Source organism: Phycicoccus sp. DTK01 (genome assembly GCF_017312765.1).
In the GTDB taxonomy this organism is placed as follows: Bacteria; Actinomycetota; Actinomycetes; order Actinomycetales; family Dermatophilaceae; genus Phycicoccus; species Phycicoccus jejuensis.
On sequence record NZ_BOPU01000007.1, the window covers coordinates 1 to 14046 of the forward strand.

Annotated in this window: 12 protein-coding genes; 4 read left to right on the top strand and 8 right to left on the bottom strand. The window is 73.7% G+C overall.

Annotated features, from left to right (window positions below; genetic code table 11):
• Nucleotides 1-609: HNH endonuclease signature motif containing protein (locus J3473_RS14480; protein ID WP_207024522.1), on the top strand; the 609-nt coding region annotated here is incomplete at its 5' end.
• Between the two features lie 1126 nt (nucleotides 610-1735).
• Here the strand turns inward: J3473_RS14480 and J3473_RS14485 are convergent.
• Nucleotides 1736-2731: a stage II sporulation protein M gene (locus J3473_RS14485; protein ID WP_207024523.1), complete on the bottom strand. Its 996-nt coding sequence runs from the start codon at nucleotides 2729-2731 to the stop codon at nucleotides 1736-1738.
• 52 nt (nucleotides 2732-2783) lie between these two features.
• Here J3473_RS14485 and J3473_RS14490 point away from each other — a divergent pair, with 52 nt between their 5' ends.
• Entirely contained in the window at nucleotides 2784-3617 is an 834-nt protein-coding gene (locus J3473_RS14490) for an RDD family protein (RefSeq protein WP_242525885.1), read from the top strand.
• Nucleotides 3618-3754: 137 nt separating this feature from the next.
• Here the strand turns inward: J3473_RS14490 and J3473_RS14495 are convergent, their stop codons facing one another.
• From J3473_RS14495 to J3473_RS14515, 5 genes are all read right to left on the bottom strand, one after another.
• Entirely contained in the window at nucleotides 3755-4846 is a 1092-nt protein-coding gene (locus J3473_RS14495; RefSeq protein WP_207024525.1) for an adenosine deaminase, read from the bottom strand.
• Entirely contained in the window at nucleotides 4846-6135 is a 1290-nt protein-coding gene (locus J3473_RS14500; protein ID WP_207024527.1) for a thymidine phosphorylase, read from the bottom strand. The genes J3473_RS14495 and J3473_RS14500 overlap by 1 nt, the downstream gene beginning before the upstream one ends.
• A gap of 103 nt (nucleotides 6136-6238) precedes the next feature.
• Complete coding sequence (locus J3473_RS14505) at nucleotides 6239-6646, bottom strand: cytidine deaminase (protein ID WP_207024529.1); 408 nt, start codon at nucleotides 6644-6646, stop codon at nucleotides 6239-6241.
• Nucleotides 6643-7860: an amidohydrolase gene (locus J3473_RS14510; RefSeq protein ID WP_207024531.1), complete on the bottom strand. Its 1218-nt coding sequence runs from the start codon at nucleotides 7858-7860 to the stop codon at nucleotides 6643-6645. Before J3473_RS14510 ends, J3473_RS14505 begins: the two co-directional genes overlap by 4 nt.
• Nucleotides 7861-7996: 136 nt before the next feature.
• On the bottom strand, nucleotides 7997-8500 hold the full coding sequence (locus J3473_RS14515; protein ID WP_207024533.1) for a GbsR/MarR family transcriptional regulator: 504 nt from the start codon (nucleotides 8498-8500) through the stop codon (nucleotides 7997-7999).
• A 54-nt stretch (nucleotides 8501-8554) separates the two neighbouring features.
• Between J3473_RS14515 and J3473_RS14520 the strand changes: the two genes are divergently transcribed.
• Together J3473_RS14520 and J3473_RS14525 are read left to right on the top strand one after the other, a co-directional pair.
• Nucleotides 8555-9469, top strand: a complete 915-nt coding sequence (locus J3473_RS14520; RefSeq protein ID WP_207024535.1) for an ABC transporter ATP-binding protein — start codon at nucleotides 8555-8557, stop codon at nucleotides 9467-9469.
• On the top strand, nucleotides 9466-11064 hold the full coding sequence (locus J3473_RS14525; RefSeq protein ID WP_207024537.1) for an ABC transporter permease: 1599 nt from the start codon (nucleotides 9466-9468) through the stop codon (nucleotides 11062-11064). The genes J3473_RS14520 and J3473_RS14525 overlap by 4 nt, the downstream gene beginning before the upstream one ends.
• Nucleotides 11065-11136: 72 nt before the next feature.
• Here J3473_RS14525 and J3473_RS14530 read toward each other — a convergent pair whose 3' ends face one another.
• Both J3473_RS14530 and J3473_RS14535 read right to left on the bottom strand, forming a co-directional pair.
• Nucleotides 11137-12783, bottom strand: a complete 1647-nt coding sequence (locus tag J3473_RS14530; RefSeq protein ID WP_207024539.1) for a hypothetical protein — start codon at nucleotides 12781-12783, stop codon at nucleotides 11137-11139.
• Nucleotides 12784-12930: 147 nt separating this feature from the next.
• Entirely contained in the window at nucleotides 12931-14007 is a 1077-nt protein-coding gene (locus J3473_RS14535; RefSeq protein WP_030528719.1) for a mannose-1-phosphate guanylyltransferase, read from the bottom strand.
• Between the last annotated feature and the right edge of the window lie 39 nt (nucleotides 14008-14046).

Here is a 14046-nt window from a genome sequence, read left to right on the forward strand (position 1 = left end):
ACCGCCACCACCCTGCACACCGGCACCCACGACACCGACCGCGGCCCCGACACCACCCTCCACCTCACCATCCCCCTCACCGACCTCACCACCACCGGGACGACTCCGGACCCCGGCGAGCTGCTCACGAACCTCACCGGGACCGCGCGCGGCGCCGGGACCGTGCTCGCCACCACCGCCGACGGCACCCTCCTACCCCCCGAGAGCGTCCGCCGGCTCGGCTGCGACGCCGGCCTCCTGATCCACCTGCTCGGCGCCCGCGGCGAACCCCTCACTCTCACCCGCGTCCTGCGACTGTTCAGCCGGGGCCAACGCCGCCACCTGCTCCTGCGCGACCGCGGCTGCACCTACCCCGGCTGCACCGCCCCCGCCGCCTGGACCCGCGCCCACCATGTCCTGCACTGGGCCGACGGCGGACCCACCGACGTCACCAACGCCGCCCTCCTCTGCCCCCGCCACCACACCCACGTCCACCACCGCCGCCTCTGGGCCACCGTCCGAGCACACCCCGACCAGCACGGCCACCACGTCGCCTGGGACCTCACCCCCGGTTCGTACGACCGCGCCCTCCGCCGCCCACCCGATGACCGCGCCAGCCCCGCCGCGTGAGCGCACCCCGCTCGAAGTCATGCCAATCGTCTGACCGCCGCCGACAGTCCTACATACTCTTTACAAACGCCCCACCCTCAAGCGTCTGTATCGCCGATGCGCGATTATGAACTCTCCTAGGGCTCAACGACAGCAGCCGTGGGCAACCGGCCCTCTACAGCCCTGGTGACAAATCAAGTAGTTAGTCAAAGGCGGGCGGCGCACCCTCCGGCTTCGCAGCGGCTGCCATGCCGGGGGGTGCAATCCCGATTTCAGCAGTAGATGCGCTGCGATCCTACGCTGATCAGGAGCCGCCCATCGGCCATCGGCTCTACCGAAACGTCCTCGGTAAGCCTCCGGCTTCCGTGCGCATAAAGGACCATCAATCGAAACTTCTGCGGCCTGTCAAATGTTAGGGCCGCTGGACGTGGCGATTCCTCCCCCGCAGAGTTCCGCGCGAAGACGAAATACGGGTATGCCGTGTGCGCGGGTCGAGCAAACAGGTGAAACGCAACCGACTCTCCACACGGCACTTCTACCAACTCGGAGTGTTTCGAGGGACCATTAGAGGTATAGAAAGCGAGACCTTGCGAGAATCCCGCGTGCGCGTCAGAAAGGATCGCCTGGCACTTAGTCGTATTGCGGTCAATGTTCAAGCCGATTCGTATGGGAGGAATGATAGTTCTACCAAATAACATCGTCTCCCCGACATTTACACCCAAAAAGGACGGTGGGTGCGTCAGTGTCACGGAGCAGCGCCAATATTCTTCCGTAGCAGGATCTGCAGATGCTACGCGCCCCGAGGAGTTACCAGTTATCACCAATTTTGGTCGCTTGGCTAGCTCCGTGAAAGCCACGCCCATAATTGCTCCCGCAACAAGAAAGATTGCATTCACGGCGATCCCAAAAGCATCCACGGCATCGATCATGTCACGACTGGCCGCCACCAGCGGGACCTCTGACCCGAACCTTTAACCACGGGGAGTAGTCACAGATTGTAAAGTTGCCAACGCTGCTGGACCGTTAAAGGGTTCGTCAGAGTGAGCTGGTCTCGATGCGCGGCAGTGAATGACCCACGCACGCGCTGCTCCCGCCACAATTGAGTCGGTCGAGAGCGCGGTGGGCTCCTCGTCCGGTTCCCCCCTGGTCAGGCGGCGACGCGCACCGAGTCGCCGAGGTCGCGCGAGGCGACGTCGCCCGAGGCACCCCGCGCGGCCGCGGCCCGCCCGACGACGAACACGTAGAGCACGAACGCCGTCTCGGCGAGCAGCCCGATGGCGATGCGTGCCCACGTCGGCAGCCCCGACGGCGTGACGAACCCCTCGATGACGCCACTGACGAACAGCACCGCGACGAGCCCGAGCGCGACCCCCGTCCCGGTGCGCGCCTCCCGCGCCAGTGACCGCCCTCGGGGCAGCCCGCCGGGGCTGACCCACGACCAGAAGATCCGCAGCCCGACGGCGCCGGCGACGAAGACGGCCGTCAGCTCGAGCAACCCGTGCGGGAGGATCAGCCCGAAGAACAGCGCGGTGCGGTCGTTGTAGGCCATGAGCGCCCCGGAGATGCCGACGTTGAGCACGTTGTTCGCGAGGATGTAGATGACCGGGAGCCCGAGGACGCCGAGCGCGATGACCAGCGCCGACACCCAGGCGTTGTTCGTCCAGACGAGCCCGGTGAAGTCCAGGTGCGCGTACTCGCTGTAGTAGTTCTCGAAGTCGGTGTCGACGAACTGCGAGATCTCCTCGGGGGTCATCGTCCGGGTCCACACCTGCGGGTGGCGGTAGGCGTACCAGCCGACGAGGAAGGCGATCCCGACGTTGACGAGCGCGGTCGTCACCCACCACCACCGTAGCCGGTAGAGCGCGGCGGGGAACGTCGTCGTGAAGAACGTGATCGGCGTGCGCCACCAGGTCCCGCGGCGGCTCGACGTCGCGAACCGCGCCCGCGCGACGAGGGAGGAGAGGTGGGCGACGAGCGAGGGGTCCGGGCTCGCCGAGCGGACGACCGAGAGGTGTGTCGAGACGCGCTGGTAGAGGTCGAGCAGCTCGTCGGCCTCGGCGCCGGTGTGCCGACGCTGCCCCACGAGCGTCTCGAGCCGGTTCCACTGCGCCTGGTGGGCGGCCACGTAGGCGTCGAGGTCCACGGGCTCAGCCTAGGCGACCGCGCGCGTCGGCCCACCCGGTTAGCCTGTGCCCGTGAGCAGCAGCGAGCAGACGGGCTACCGCGCGTACGCGAGCGAGGACGTCGTGACGGGCGAGGGCGTCGCCGTCGAGCTGCCCGTCGCCGGCACCCTCGTCCGGGCCGCCAGCGGGCTCATCGACGTCGTCGTGACGGTGGTGCTGCTCATCGCGATCGGCTTCGGCGTCGGCTGGCTCGTCGCCAACGCGAGCACCGCGGTCGCCACCGCCCTCGGGCTCGTCGCCACCGTCGCCGTGCTCGTCGGCTTCCCGACGGCGATGGAGACCCTCACCCGCGGACGCACGCTCGGCAAGCTGGCGCTCGGCCTGCGCACCGTGCGCGACGACGGCGGGCCCATCACCGTCCGCCACGCCCTGACCCGCGCGCTCGTCGGGGTCGTCGAGCTGTGGACCCCGCCGTTCCTCGGCGTCCCCGCGCTCGTGTCGTCGGTGGTCAGCGCCCGCAGCAAGCGGCTCGGCGACTACGCCGCCGGCACCTACGTCGTCACCCAGCGCAGCCGGATGCGCCTGCTGCCGCCGCCCGTGATGCCGCCGCCGCTCGCCGCCTGGGCCGGCGCCGCCGACGTCGCGGCGCTCCCGGCCGGGCTGACGGTCGCCGTGCGCCAGTTCCTCGCCCGCTCGGGCAGCCTGACCCCGGCCTCGCGCGAGCCGATGGCCCGCGAGCTGCTCACCGACGTGCTGCGCTTCGTCGCGCCCGCCCCACCGGCCGGCTTCCACCCCGAGTACGTGCTCTCCGCCGTCATCGCCGAGCGCCGCCGGCGCGACACCGAGCGCCTCGCCCGCGAGGACGCCCTGCGGCGCCGCGTCGTCGGCGCCGACCCCCTCGCCTGACCCCGGCGCGGGTCTCGTCACCAGTCGCCGGGCCTGCCTCCGATCGCCCGAGCTCCGACTTCTTGCGAGTTCCGCCGCCCGACGCGCCGGCGCGGGGCGTGTCGAGCGGCGGAACTCGCAATCAGTGGACGGGGGCGTCAGGCACCGAGGGCGGCGTACCCCGGCTTGACGACGTGCTCGATCAGCTCGAGCCGCTCGTCGAACGGCAGGAACGAGGACTTGAGCGCGTTGATGGTCACCCAGCGCAGGTCCTCGAGGGTCCACCCGGCCTCGTCGACGAGCAGCTGCATCTCGCGCGACATCGACGTGCCGCTCATCAGCCGGTTGTCGGTGTTGACCGTCACCCGGAAGCGCAGACCCTTGAGCAGCGTGATCGGGTGCGCGGCGATCGACTCCGCCGCCCCCGTCTGCAGGTTCGAGGACGGGCACATCTCGAGCGGGATGCGCCGGTCGCGGACGTACGCGGCGAGCCGGCCGAGCGAGACCGCGCCTCCGTCGAGGACCTCGACGTCGTCGACGATGCGCACGCCGTGCCCGAGCCGGTCGGCGCCGCACCACTGGATCGCCTCCCAGATCGACGGCAGCCCGAAGGCCTCGCCCGCGTGGATCGTGAAGTGTGCGTTCTCACGGCGCAGGTATTCGAACGCGTCGAGGTGGCGCGTGGGAGGGAACCCGGCCTCGGCCCCGGCGATGTCGAACCCGCCGACGCCGTGGTCGCGGTGGGCGACGGCCAGCTCGGCGATCTCGCGGGAGCGCGCGGCGTGGCGCATCGCCGTGAGGAGCGCGACCATCCGGATGGGGGTGCCGGCGGCCGCGGCCTCCGCCTCGCCCTCACGGAAGCCGGCGAGCACCGCCTGCACGACCTCCTCGAGCGAGAGCCCGCCCTCGATGTGCAGCTCCGGCGCGAAGCGCGACTCGGCGTAGACGACACCGTCGGCGGCGAGGTCGAGCGCGCACTCGCGGGCGACGCGGGTCAGCTGCTCGCGCGTCTGCATGACGGCGACGGTGTGCGAGAACGTCTCGAGGTAGCGCTCGAGCGAGCCCGAGTCGGCGGCGTCGCGGAACCAGCGCCCGAGCTCCTCGGGGTCGGTCGTCGGCAGCCCGTCGTAGCCGGAGGCCGCGGCGAGCTCGACCACGGTCGAGGGGCGCACGCCACCGTCGAGGTGGTCGTGCAGGAGGGCCTTCGGGGCGCGGCGGACGACCTCCGCGGTCGGGGCGGCGGTGGCCATCAGGCGATCCGGTCGATGACGACGGAGTCGGGGGTCTGCGCGGTGCCGCCGTCGACGACGTCGATGCCGCCCTCGAGCGCCTCCTCGGCGCGGGCGAACCGCTCAGGGGTGTCGGTGTGCAGCGTGAGCAGCACGTCGCCCTCGCGGACGGTGTCGCCGGGCTTGGCGTGGATCTCGACGCCGGCGCCCGCCTGCACCGGGTCCTCCTTGCGCGCGCGGCCGGCGCCGAGGCGCCAGGCCGCGACACCGACGGCGTAGGCGTCGAGGCGGGTCAGCGTGCCCGACGCGGTGGCCTTCACCTCGTGGGTGTGCGCGGCGGTCGGGAGCGCGGCGTCGGGGTCTCCACCCTGGGCGGCGATCATCCGGCGCCAGACGTCCATCGCGCGCCCGTCGGACAGCGCCGCGCGGACGTCCTGGCCGCCGCGACCGGCGGCCTCGAGCATCTCCTCGGCCAGGCGGACGGTCAGCTCGACGACGTCCTCGGGCCCGCCTCCGGCGAGCACCTCCACCGACTCACGGACCTCGAGCGCGTTGCCGGCGGTGAGGCCGAGCGGGGTCGACATGTCGGTGAGCAGCGCGACCGTCGTGACGCCCGCGTCGGTGCCGAGGTCGACCATCGTCCGGGCGAGCTCGGTCGCGTTCTCGCGGGTCTTCATGAACGCCCCCGAGCCGACCTTGACGTCGAGGACGAGCGCGCCCGTGCCCTCGGCGATCTTCTTGCTCATGATCGAGGACGCGATGAGCGGGATCGCCTCGACCGTCCCGGTGACGTCGCGCAGTGCGTAGAGCTTCTTGTCGGCCGGTGCCAGGCCCGAGCCGGCGGCGCAGATGACGGCGCCGATGTCGTCGAGCTGGCGCATCATCGCCTCGTTCGTCAGGCCCGCCTGCCAGCCGGCGACCGACTCGAGCTTGTCGAGCGTGCCGCCGGTGTGGCCGAGGCCGCGCCCGGACAGCTGCGGCACCGCGACGTCGAAGACGGCGACGAGCGGCGCGAGCGGGAGCGTGATCTTGTCGCCGACGCCGCCGGTGGAGTGCTTGTCGGCGGTCGGGCGCGAGAGGGACGAGAAGTCCATCCGCTCGCCGCTGGCGATCATCGCGGTGGTCCAGGTGGAGATCTCGCGGCGGGTCATCCCGTTGAGGAGGATGGCCATCGCGAGCGAGCTCATCTGCTCCTCGGCGACGACCCCGCGGGTGTAGGCGTCGACGACCCAGCGGATCTCCGCGTCGGAGAGCTCGCGGCGGTCGCGCTTGTGGACGATGACGTCGACGGCGTCGAAGGCTTCGGTCATCCGCCCATCATGGCAGGAGCCGACACCCCGTCAGAACGCCCCCGGGTGACCGCCGCGCGGGCCCGTTCTCGTCGAGATCTGCCGTCCCGCGGACGGTCGACGGTCAGGGGCGCCGGGTGGCGAGGTCGTCGGGGCCGAAGGCCTGCGGCAGCACCTCGCGCATCGTCAGGACGCCCTCCGGAGTCTGCAGGAGGGTGTCCGCAGTTCCGCTCTCCCACAACAGCTGTCGACACCGGCCGCACGGCATGAGGGTGTCGCCGCGGCCGTCGACGCACCAGACGGCCGTCAGCTTGCCACCACCGGTCGCGTGCAGCGTCGACACCATGCCGCACTCGGCGCAGAGCGTGACGCCGTAGCCGGCGTTCTCGACGTTGCAGCCGGACACCATCCGGCCGTCGTCGACCCACCCGGCGACCCCGACGGGGAACTCGCTGTAGGGGCAGTACGCGAGCGTGGTCATCCGGACGGCCTCGACGCGCAGGGCGTCCCAGTCGACGTCGGTAGCGGTCACGACTCCTCCTTCGGGGCCTGGCGCCGCGCGTCGAGCCCGCGGACGACCGCGGCGGTCGCGAGCAGCCGCGCGCCGAGGGCGATCGCCCGCTCGTCGACGACGAGGTCGCCCTGGTGCAGGTCGTAGGTGGGACCACCCGGCGTGCGGGTGCCCAGGCGGGCCATCGCGCCGGCCGCGTGGTCGAGGTACCAGGCGAAGTCCTCGCCGCCGAGCGACTGCGCGGTGGGCACCGGCGCCAGCCGGCCGGCGAGCGCACCGCGGCGAAGGGCCGAGATGCCGTCGGCCGTGTTGACGACCGGCGGCACGCCCTTGACCCGCTCGACCTGCGCCTTGACGCCGTACGGCTGGACGACGCCGTGGACGATCTCCTCGAGCAGCGGACCGACGGTGTGCCACGACTCGGCGTCGAGCATCCGCAGGGTGCCGCGGCACTCGCCCGAGGACGGGATGACGTTGGCGACCCGGCCGGCCTGCACGCTGCCCCACACGAGGGCCGCGCCGGTGCGCGGGTCGAGGCGGCGGCCGAGGACGGCCGGCACGTCGGTGATGACCTTGGCCAGCGCGAAGACGAGGTCCTCGGTCAGCTGCGGGCGCGAGGTGTGGCCGCCCCGACCGTGCAGCGTGATGTGCACCTGGTCCGCGGCAGCGGTGAGCGCCCCCTCGCGCAGCCCGACCTGGCCGACGTCGATGCTCGGGTCGCAGTGGACGGCGAAGACGGAGTCGACCCCCTCGAGGGCGCCGGCCGTGATGGCGTCGAGCGCGCCGCCGGGCATGACCTCCTCGGCGGCCTGGAAGACGGCCCGGACGGCGATCCCGCGGTCGGCGAGCGCGTCCTCGACCTCGTGGAGGGCGAGCACCGCACCGACGAGGGCGGCGGTGTGCACGTCGTGGCCGCAGGCGTGGCACACGCCCTCGGTGCGCGAGCCGAACTCGAGGCCGGAGCGTTCGCGGACGGGCAGGGCGTCCATGTCGGCGCGCAGCGCGATGCGGTGCACGGGCTCGGCCGCGCCGAGGTCGGCGAGGACGCCGGTGCCGGGGAGCAGCCGGACGGCGACGCCGGCGGCGTCGAGCCGTCGCGCCACGGACTGGGTCGTGCGCGTCTCCTCGCGGGACAGCTCGGGGTGGGCGTGGAGGTCGCGCCGGATCTCGATGAGCTCGGGTGCAAGCGAGGTGATGCGTTCGCCGAGGGCGGCGAGGAGGGCATCGTCGTTCATCAGAGGACCGACTGTACCGCCGCGGACCTCGCCGCCCGGACCGAACCCGCCGAACCGTCACGCCGGTCCCGACCCGCGGGACGCGGCGGCGTCCCGTTCGAGGACGAGCACGACGGCGCCGGCGGCGACACCCCCCTCAGACCTGAGGCGTCGTCCGGCGTGCCTTGTACTCGTCCCAGCGGGAGGCCATCTGCTCCATCTCGGCCATGACGAACTCGAGGAACTCGACCGAGAGCTGCATCCGCTCCCCCGCGCGGGTCCGTTCGCCGACGGCATCCCGGGCCGCGGTCAGCGCGACGACGAGCGGCCCGTAGAGGCTCTCCTTCTGGACCATGACGTCGTGCCATGCGTCGTCCTGGACGACGTAGACGTCCCGACGGCTCCCCCGCTCGCGCTCGCGCCGGACCATCCGGACCGAGGTGAGGAAGCGGACGGCGCCGGACACCGCCGCGGGGCTGAGGCCCAGCAGCTCGACCAGCTCGGCGGAGGTGAGCCGGCCGTCCTCGGTCGCGAGCAACGCGGCGAAGACCCGCGCCGGCTGGAGCTGCATCCCCAGCGACGCGAGGGTCCCACCGACCTGCTCGACGACCGCGGCGTCCGGGAGGTCGTGCCCCGGGCTCGTGGGGTGGGAGGTCGCCATGCGGCGAACATTACAACATTCACAACATTGTGAAACCGGAGTAGCGTGGACGACGTGACCACCGCCATCGACGTCGTCGGGCTGCGCAAGTCCTTCGGCCGCACCACCGCCCTCGACGGCCTCGACCTCACCGTGCGCGAGGGCGAGGTCCACGGCTTCCTCGGCCCCAACGGGTCCGGCAAGTCCACGACGCTGCGCATCCTCCTCGGGCTCCTGCGCGCCGACGACGGCCGCGCCACCGTGCTCGGGCGTGATCCCTGGGCCGACAGCACCGAGCTGCACCGCAGCCTCGCCTACGTCCCCGGCGACGTCGTGCTCTGGCCGACGCTGACCGGCGGCGAGACCATCGACCTGCTCGGCCGGCTGCGGGGCGGCCTCGACGAGGACCGCCGCCGACGCCTCGTCGACGCCTTCGAGCTCGACGAGACGAAGAAGGGCAAGGCCTACAGCAAGGGCAACCGCCAGAAGGTCGCCCTCGTCGCGGCGCTGGCGAGCGAGGCGCCGCTCCTCGTCCTCGACGAGCCGACCACCGGGCTCGACCCGCTGATGGAGCGGGTCTTCCAGGAGGAGCTCGCCGGTCTGCGCGAGCGCGGCCGCACCGTCCTGCTGTCGAGCCACGTGCTGAGCGAGGTCGAGCGCGCCTGCGAGCGCGTGAGCATCGTGCGGGCCGGGCGCGTCGTCGACTCCGGCACCCTCACCGAGCTGCGCCACCTGACCCGCACGACCGTCGAGGCCGAGCTGCGCGAGGTGCCGACGGCGGTGGAGGTCGGCGCGTGGCCGGGCACCCACGACGTCTCCGTCGAGGGCTCGACCCTGCGCCTGACGGTCGACCCCGACCACCTCGACGCGCTCGTCGCCGCGCTCGCGCCGCGCGGGGTCACCGGGCTGACCTGCCGGCCCCCGACGCTGGAGGAGCTCTTCCTCGCCCGCTACCGGACCGAGGCGCACCGGGAGGAGGTGCCGGCATGACCACGCGGCTGGCCGGTCTCGGCCGCTTGCTGCGGCTCGCGCTGCGCCGCGACCGGGTGATCCTCCCCGCGAGCGTCCTCGGCCTCGTCCTGCTCTCCGTGGGTTCCGCGCAGGCCACGCTCGAGCTCTTCCCCGACGACGCCTCCGCGGTCGCGGGCCTCGGCGACCTCGTCGGCAACCCGGCCGTCGTCGCCATGTACGGCCCGATCAGCGCCGCGGACGCCGACGCGCTCGCCGTCTTCAAGACCGTGATGACGGGCGCCGTCCTCGTCGCGGTGCTCGCGGTCGTCCTCGTGCGGCGGCACACCCGGACCGAGGAGGAGGAAGGCCGCCTCGAGCTCGTGGGCGCGGGCGCGGTCGGGCGCTGGGCGCCGCTCGCGGCGGGGATCCTCGTCGCGCTGCTCGGTGTCGTCGCGGCGAGTGGCCTGTCGTCCCTCGGCCTGGCCTCGCTCGGGATGGACCCGGCGGGGTCGGTGGCCTTCGGGGTCGCCTGGGCGACAGCAGGGTTCGCCTGGGTCGGCATCACCGCGACGGCCGTCCAGCTGGCCTCGACGACGCGCGGGGCCGGCGGGCTGGCCTTCGGCACGCTCGGTGCCGCCTTCGTCCTGCGGGCGGCCGCGGACTCGGTCGACGACGGCGTCGTCCACGCCCTCGGATGGGCCTCCCCGCTCGGCTGGGCCGGACGGGTCGAGCCGTACGGACCGGACCGGACGTGGGTCCTCCTGCTGGGCCTCGCGGTGCTCGTCGCGGGGGTGGCGACCGGGCTCGCCGTGCTCGGCCGGCGCGACCTCGGCGCGGGCGTGCTCCCGGCCCGGCTCGGCCCGGCCCGGGCTGCCCGCAGCCTCACGGGTCCGTTCGCCCTCGTCTCCCGCCTCGCGACCGGGACGGTCACCGGCTGGGTCGTCGGGATGCTCGTCGGCGGCGTCGTCCTCGGGTCGCTGCTCGGGGCGGTCGGCGACCTCACCTCCAACCCCGCGATGGCGCGCTTCCTCGAGGCCCTCGGCGGGTCCGCCGGCACCGTCGAGGACATCTACCTCGCGAGCGAGACGCGCTTCGTCGCCGTCGCCGTCGCCGCGGCCGGGGTCGCCCTCGTCCTGCGGCTCGGCGCCTCGGAGCGGTCGGGCCTCGGGGAGTCGATGCTCGCGACGGGGACGAGCCGACTGCGCTGGTACGGCGCGCACGTCCTCGTCGCGGTGCTGGCGACGACCCTCTTCCTCGTCGTCATCGGGGCGACCGTCGGTGTCGTCGGCTCCCTCGCGAGCAGCAGCGCCCCGGGCTTCTGGGCGACGCTCGGCGCGTTCGCCGCCACGCTCCCCGCGGTGTGGGTCCTCGTCGGGGTGGCCGGCCTGCTCGTCGGCGCCCGCCCCCGCCTCGCGCCGCTGGCCTGGGCCCTCCTCCTCGTCGGGTTCGTCGTCGGCGAGCTCGGGCCGACGATGGACCTGCCGGGCTGGCTCGTCGACGTCTCGCCCTTCGCGCACCTCGAACAGCTGCCCGGCGGGGACTTCGCGGCCCTCGCCGCGGCCGTGATGACGCTCGCGGCCGCGGGTCTCACGGCGGCCGGGGCGCTCGCCTACGGTCGGCGCGACGTCGCCTGAGCGCGAGCGACCCCGCCCGGCGGGGTGCCGGACGGGGTCGCTCCGCGAGGTCGTCGTCGCCGCGGTACGAGGTCAGTCGGTCGTCACGCGCACCCGGGTGTGCAGGGTGTCGCCCTCCGGCCACATCGACATCCCGACGGCCGAGAGCGGCTCGAGGTTCTTCGCCACCTCCGGCTCGTCGGCCGCGAGCCGGGCGAGCCAGCCGTCGCGACCGTCGACGTCGAGGTAGAACGCCGCGACGGCCGTGTCGGCGTGCGGCACGACGGAGCGGAAGGCCGCCTGGCTGCCGAGCGAGCCGCCCGTGGCGACGCTCGTCCGGTAGTCGGCGTCGGGGCCGACGACGACGGTGCGGTCGCCCGCGCGGGTCGTCGCAAGCAGCTCGCCGACGCTCGGGTCGAGCGCCCCGAGCCGGCCGAGGACGTCCTCGATCCCGGCCGCGTCGCCGGTGACCTTGGCCGCCACCGGCAGGGCGCCGGGACCGGCGGTGTCGAGAGCCGCCGGGTCGAAGCCCGGGCCGAGCGAGAGCACGGTGCTCGTGCCGAAGAGCGTCTCGAGGTCACCCGGGAGCTCGAGGCCGGTCGCCTCCTCGATGGCGGAGTACAGCTCCTCGACGTCCGCGCCCGACTGCGCCGACATCCGGGCGGCCTGCGCCTCGAACCACCCCTGGCCGGGGCTCACGGCGAGCGCCGCGAGCGTGTCGTCGGGCAGCGAGGCCATCGACGTCCCCGCCCCGGACCCGAGCATCGTCCGGGTCGCGTCGTCCAGGCCGCTCACGCCCTCGAGCTCGAACCCGCCGTCCGCGAAGCGCAGGGTCATCGCACCCCCGACGAACTCGTCGTCCTGCGCGGTGGCCGACTCGAGGGCCGACAGGTCCTCGCCGAGGTCGAGCGACCCGACGAGCGAGCGGATCTGGCTGCCCGGCTTCGGGGCGAGGTACATCGTCAGGAGGCCCTGCTCACCGACGGCGCCGGTCCACTCGGCCCAGTCGCGCGACCCGGCGAGGGTGGTCTTCGCGGCGGCGTCGGCGACGCGCGTCGCGGTGTCGGCGTCCCGGGCCACGTAGGCCCAGCCGTCGCGCACGATCCACGTCGGGGTCAGGCCGTCGGTCTTCGCCGCGTCCTGGTGCTCGGAGCAGGCGAGGAGCTTGAGCATCCCGGCGCCGGCGGCCTCGTCGTCGGTGACCTGGACGACGCCGACCGGCACGGAGTCCTCGCCGACGGTGACGCCGGCGACGGCCGCCCGCTGCCCGAGCCACGGGGTGACGTCGCGCGCGGGGTCGAGGTTCGCGCACTCGTCGTCGGAGAGGACGAGGTCGGTGAGCGTCGTGCCGAGGTCGGACTTCTCGGACACGCCCTTCGAGGACAGCCCGGGGAACTTCGAGAGCGTGCGGAGGGCCTCGACCTTCTGGCCCGCGCCGGGGTCGAGGTCCACGGCGGCGTACGCGAACGTCGTGCCGGGCAGGACGTCGGCGGGTCGCTCGCCTCCCCCACCGAGCGCGGTCCACGCCCAGGCGCCGGCGCCACCGACGACGACGAGCGCGGCGATGCCGCCGACCGCGAGCCCGCGCCCGAGGCCGCGGCGCGCGCCGGGCTGCTCGGTGACGACATTGTCGGCGGAGGCGCCGGCGGCATCGGACGGCTCGACGGTTCCGTACGCGGGAGGGTCGAAGGGCGGCTCGGGGCCGCGCAGCGGGCCGGACGGCGGGACGGACGACGACATGGGACTCCCCCTCGGTGGGCATCCCGGGGGATGCGGGCTCGGCGGCGCGACCGCTCGCCGCGGCCGCACCGGAGCGCACCCTAGCGGCGGGGGGCGACAGGGGGAGAGCACTTCGGCCGCGTCTCCGCCGAACGGGTGACGCGGGGGTCAGAGCAGGTCGGTGCGGCCCTCGGCACGCAGCACGTCGACGACCGCCTTGACCTCCTGGGCCCGGGCCCGGGTCGTCACGAGGAGGGCGTCCGGGGTGTCGACGACGACGACGTCGTCGAGCCCGACGACCGCGACCCGCCGGGCGCCGCCCGGCACGACGACCCCCGAGCCGTCGAGGACGGTGACGTCCGAGCGGTCCCCGAGGACGGCCGTGCCGTCCGGCGCCGGCAGCAGGGCCGAGAGGCTCGCGAAGTCGCCCACGTCGTCCCACCCGAAGGGCGCCGGCACGACGACGACCCGGCCGGCCGCCGCGGCCGGCTCGGCGACGGCGTGGTCGATGGCGATGCGCGTCAGCCCGGGCCACACGTCGTCGAGACGGCTCGGTGCGGCCGCGATCTCGCGCAGTCCGGCGGCGAGGTCGGGGTGCCACTGCGCGAGCAGGTCGAGCAGGACCGAGGCCCGGACGACGAACATCCCCGCGTTCCAACGGAACTCGCCGGAGTCGACGTAGGCCCGGGCGCGCTCGGCATCCGGCTTCTCGACGAACTCGACGGCGTGCAGGGCCGTCGGGAAGCCGGCGAGCGGCTCACCCGCCCGGATGTACCCGAAGCCGGTGGCCGGGTGCGTCGGCTCGACCCCGAGCGTCACGAGGTGCCCGTCGCGCGCGACGTCGACCGCCTCGCGGACCGCCGTCCGGAAGGCGTCGGCGTCGGGGATGACGTGGTCGGCGGCGAAGGACCCGATGACGGCGTCGGGGTCGGTGCGCTCGACGACGGCGGCGGCGAGGCCGATGGCGGCCATCGAGTCACGTGGCGCGGGCTCGGCGAGGACGCGACCGGCCGGGAGCTCCGGCAGCTGGGCGCGGACGGCGTCGGCGTGCGCGGCGCCGGTGACGACGACGGCGTGGTCGCCGGTGAGGGGGGCCAGCCGGTCGAGCGTCGCCTGGAGCAGCGAGCGGCCGCCGCCGGTCAGGTCGAGGAGGAACTTCGGGTGGCCGGCGCGGCTCAGCGGCCACAGCCGGGTGCCGGCGCCACCGGCCGGGACGACGGCCCAGAACCCCTCGATCTCCGGCATGGCCCGAGGGTATCCGGTCACCCGCTCGTCACCGGATCC

Coding starts and splice junctions, on each gene's coding strand:
- J3473_RS14515 (WP_207024533.1), bottom strand. CDS start 8,500: ATGGCGACCTCCCACCCCACGAGCCCGGGGCACGACCTCCCGGACGCC.
- J3473_RS14495 (WP_207024525.1), bottom strand. CDS start 4,846: ATGGCCACCGCCGCCCCGACCGCGGAGGTCGTCCGCCGCGCCCCGAAG.
- J3473_RS14525 (WP_207024537.1), top strand. CDS start 9,466: ATGACCACGCGGCTGGCCGGTCTCGGCCGCTTGCTGCGGCTCGCGCTG.
- J3473_RS14510 (WP_207024531.1), bottom strand. CDS start 7,860: ATGAACGACGATGCCCTCCTCGCCGCCCTCGGCGAACGCATCACCTCG.
- J3473_RS14535 (WP_030528719.1), bottom strand. CDS start 14,007: ATGCCGGAGATCGAGGGGTTCTGGGCCGTCGTCCCGGCCGGTGGCGCC.
- J3473_RS14500 (WP_207024527.1), bottom strand. CDS start 6,135: ATGACCGAAGCCTTCGACGCCGTCGACGTCATCGTCCACAAGCGCGAC.
- J3473_RS14530 (WP_207024539.1), bottom strand. CDS start 12,783: ATGTCGTCGTCCGTCCCGCCGTCCGGCCCGCTGCGCGGCCCCGAGCCG.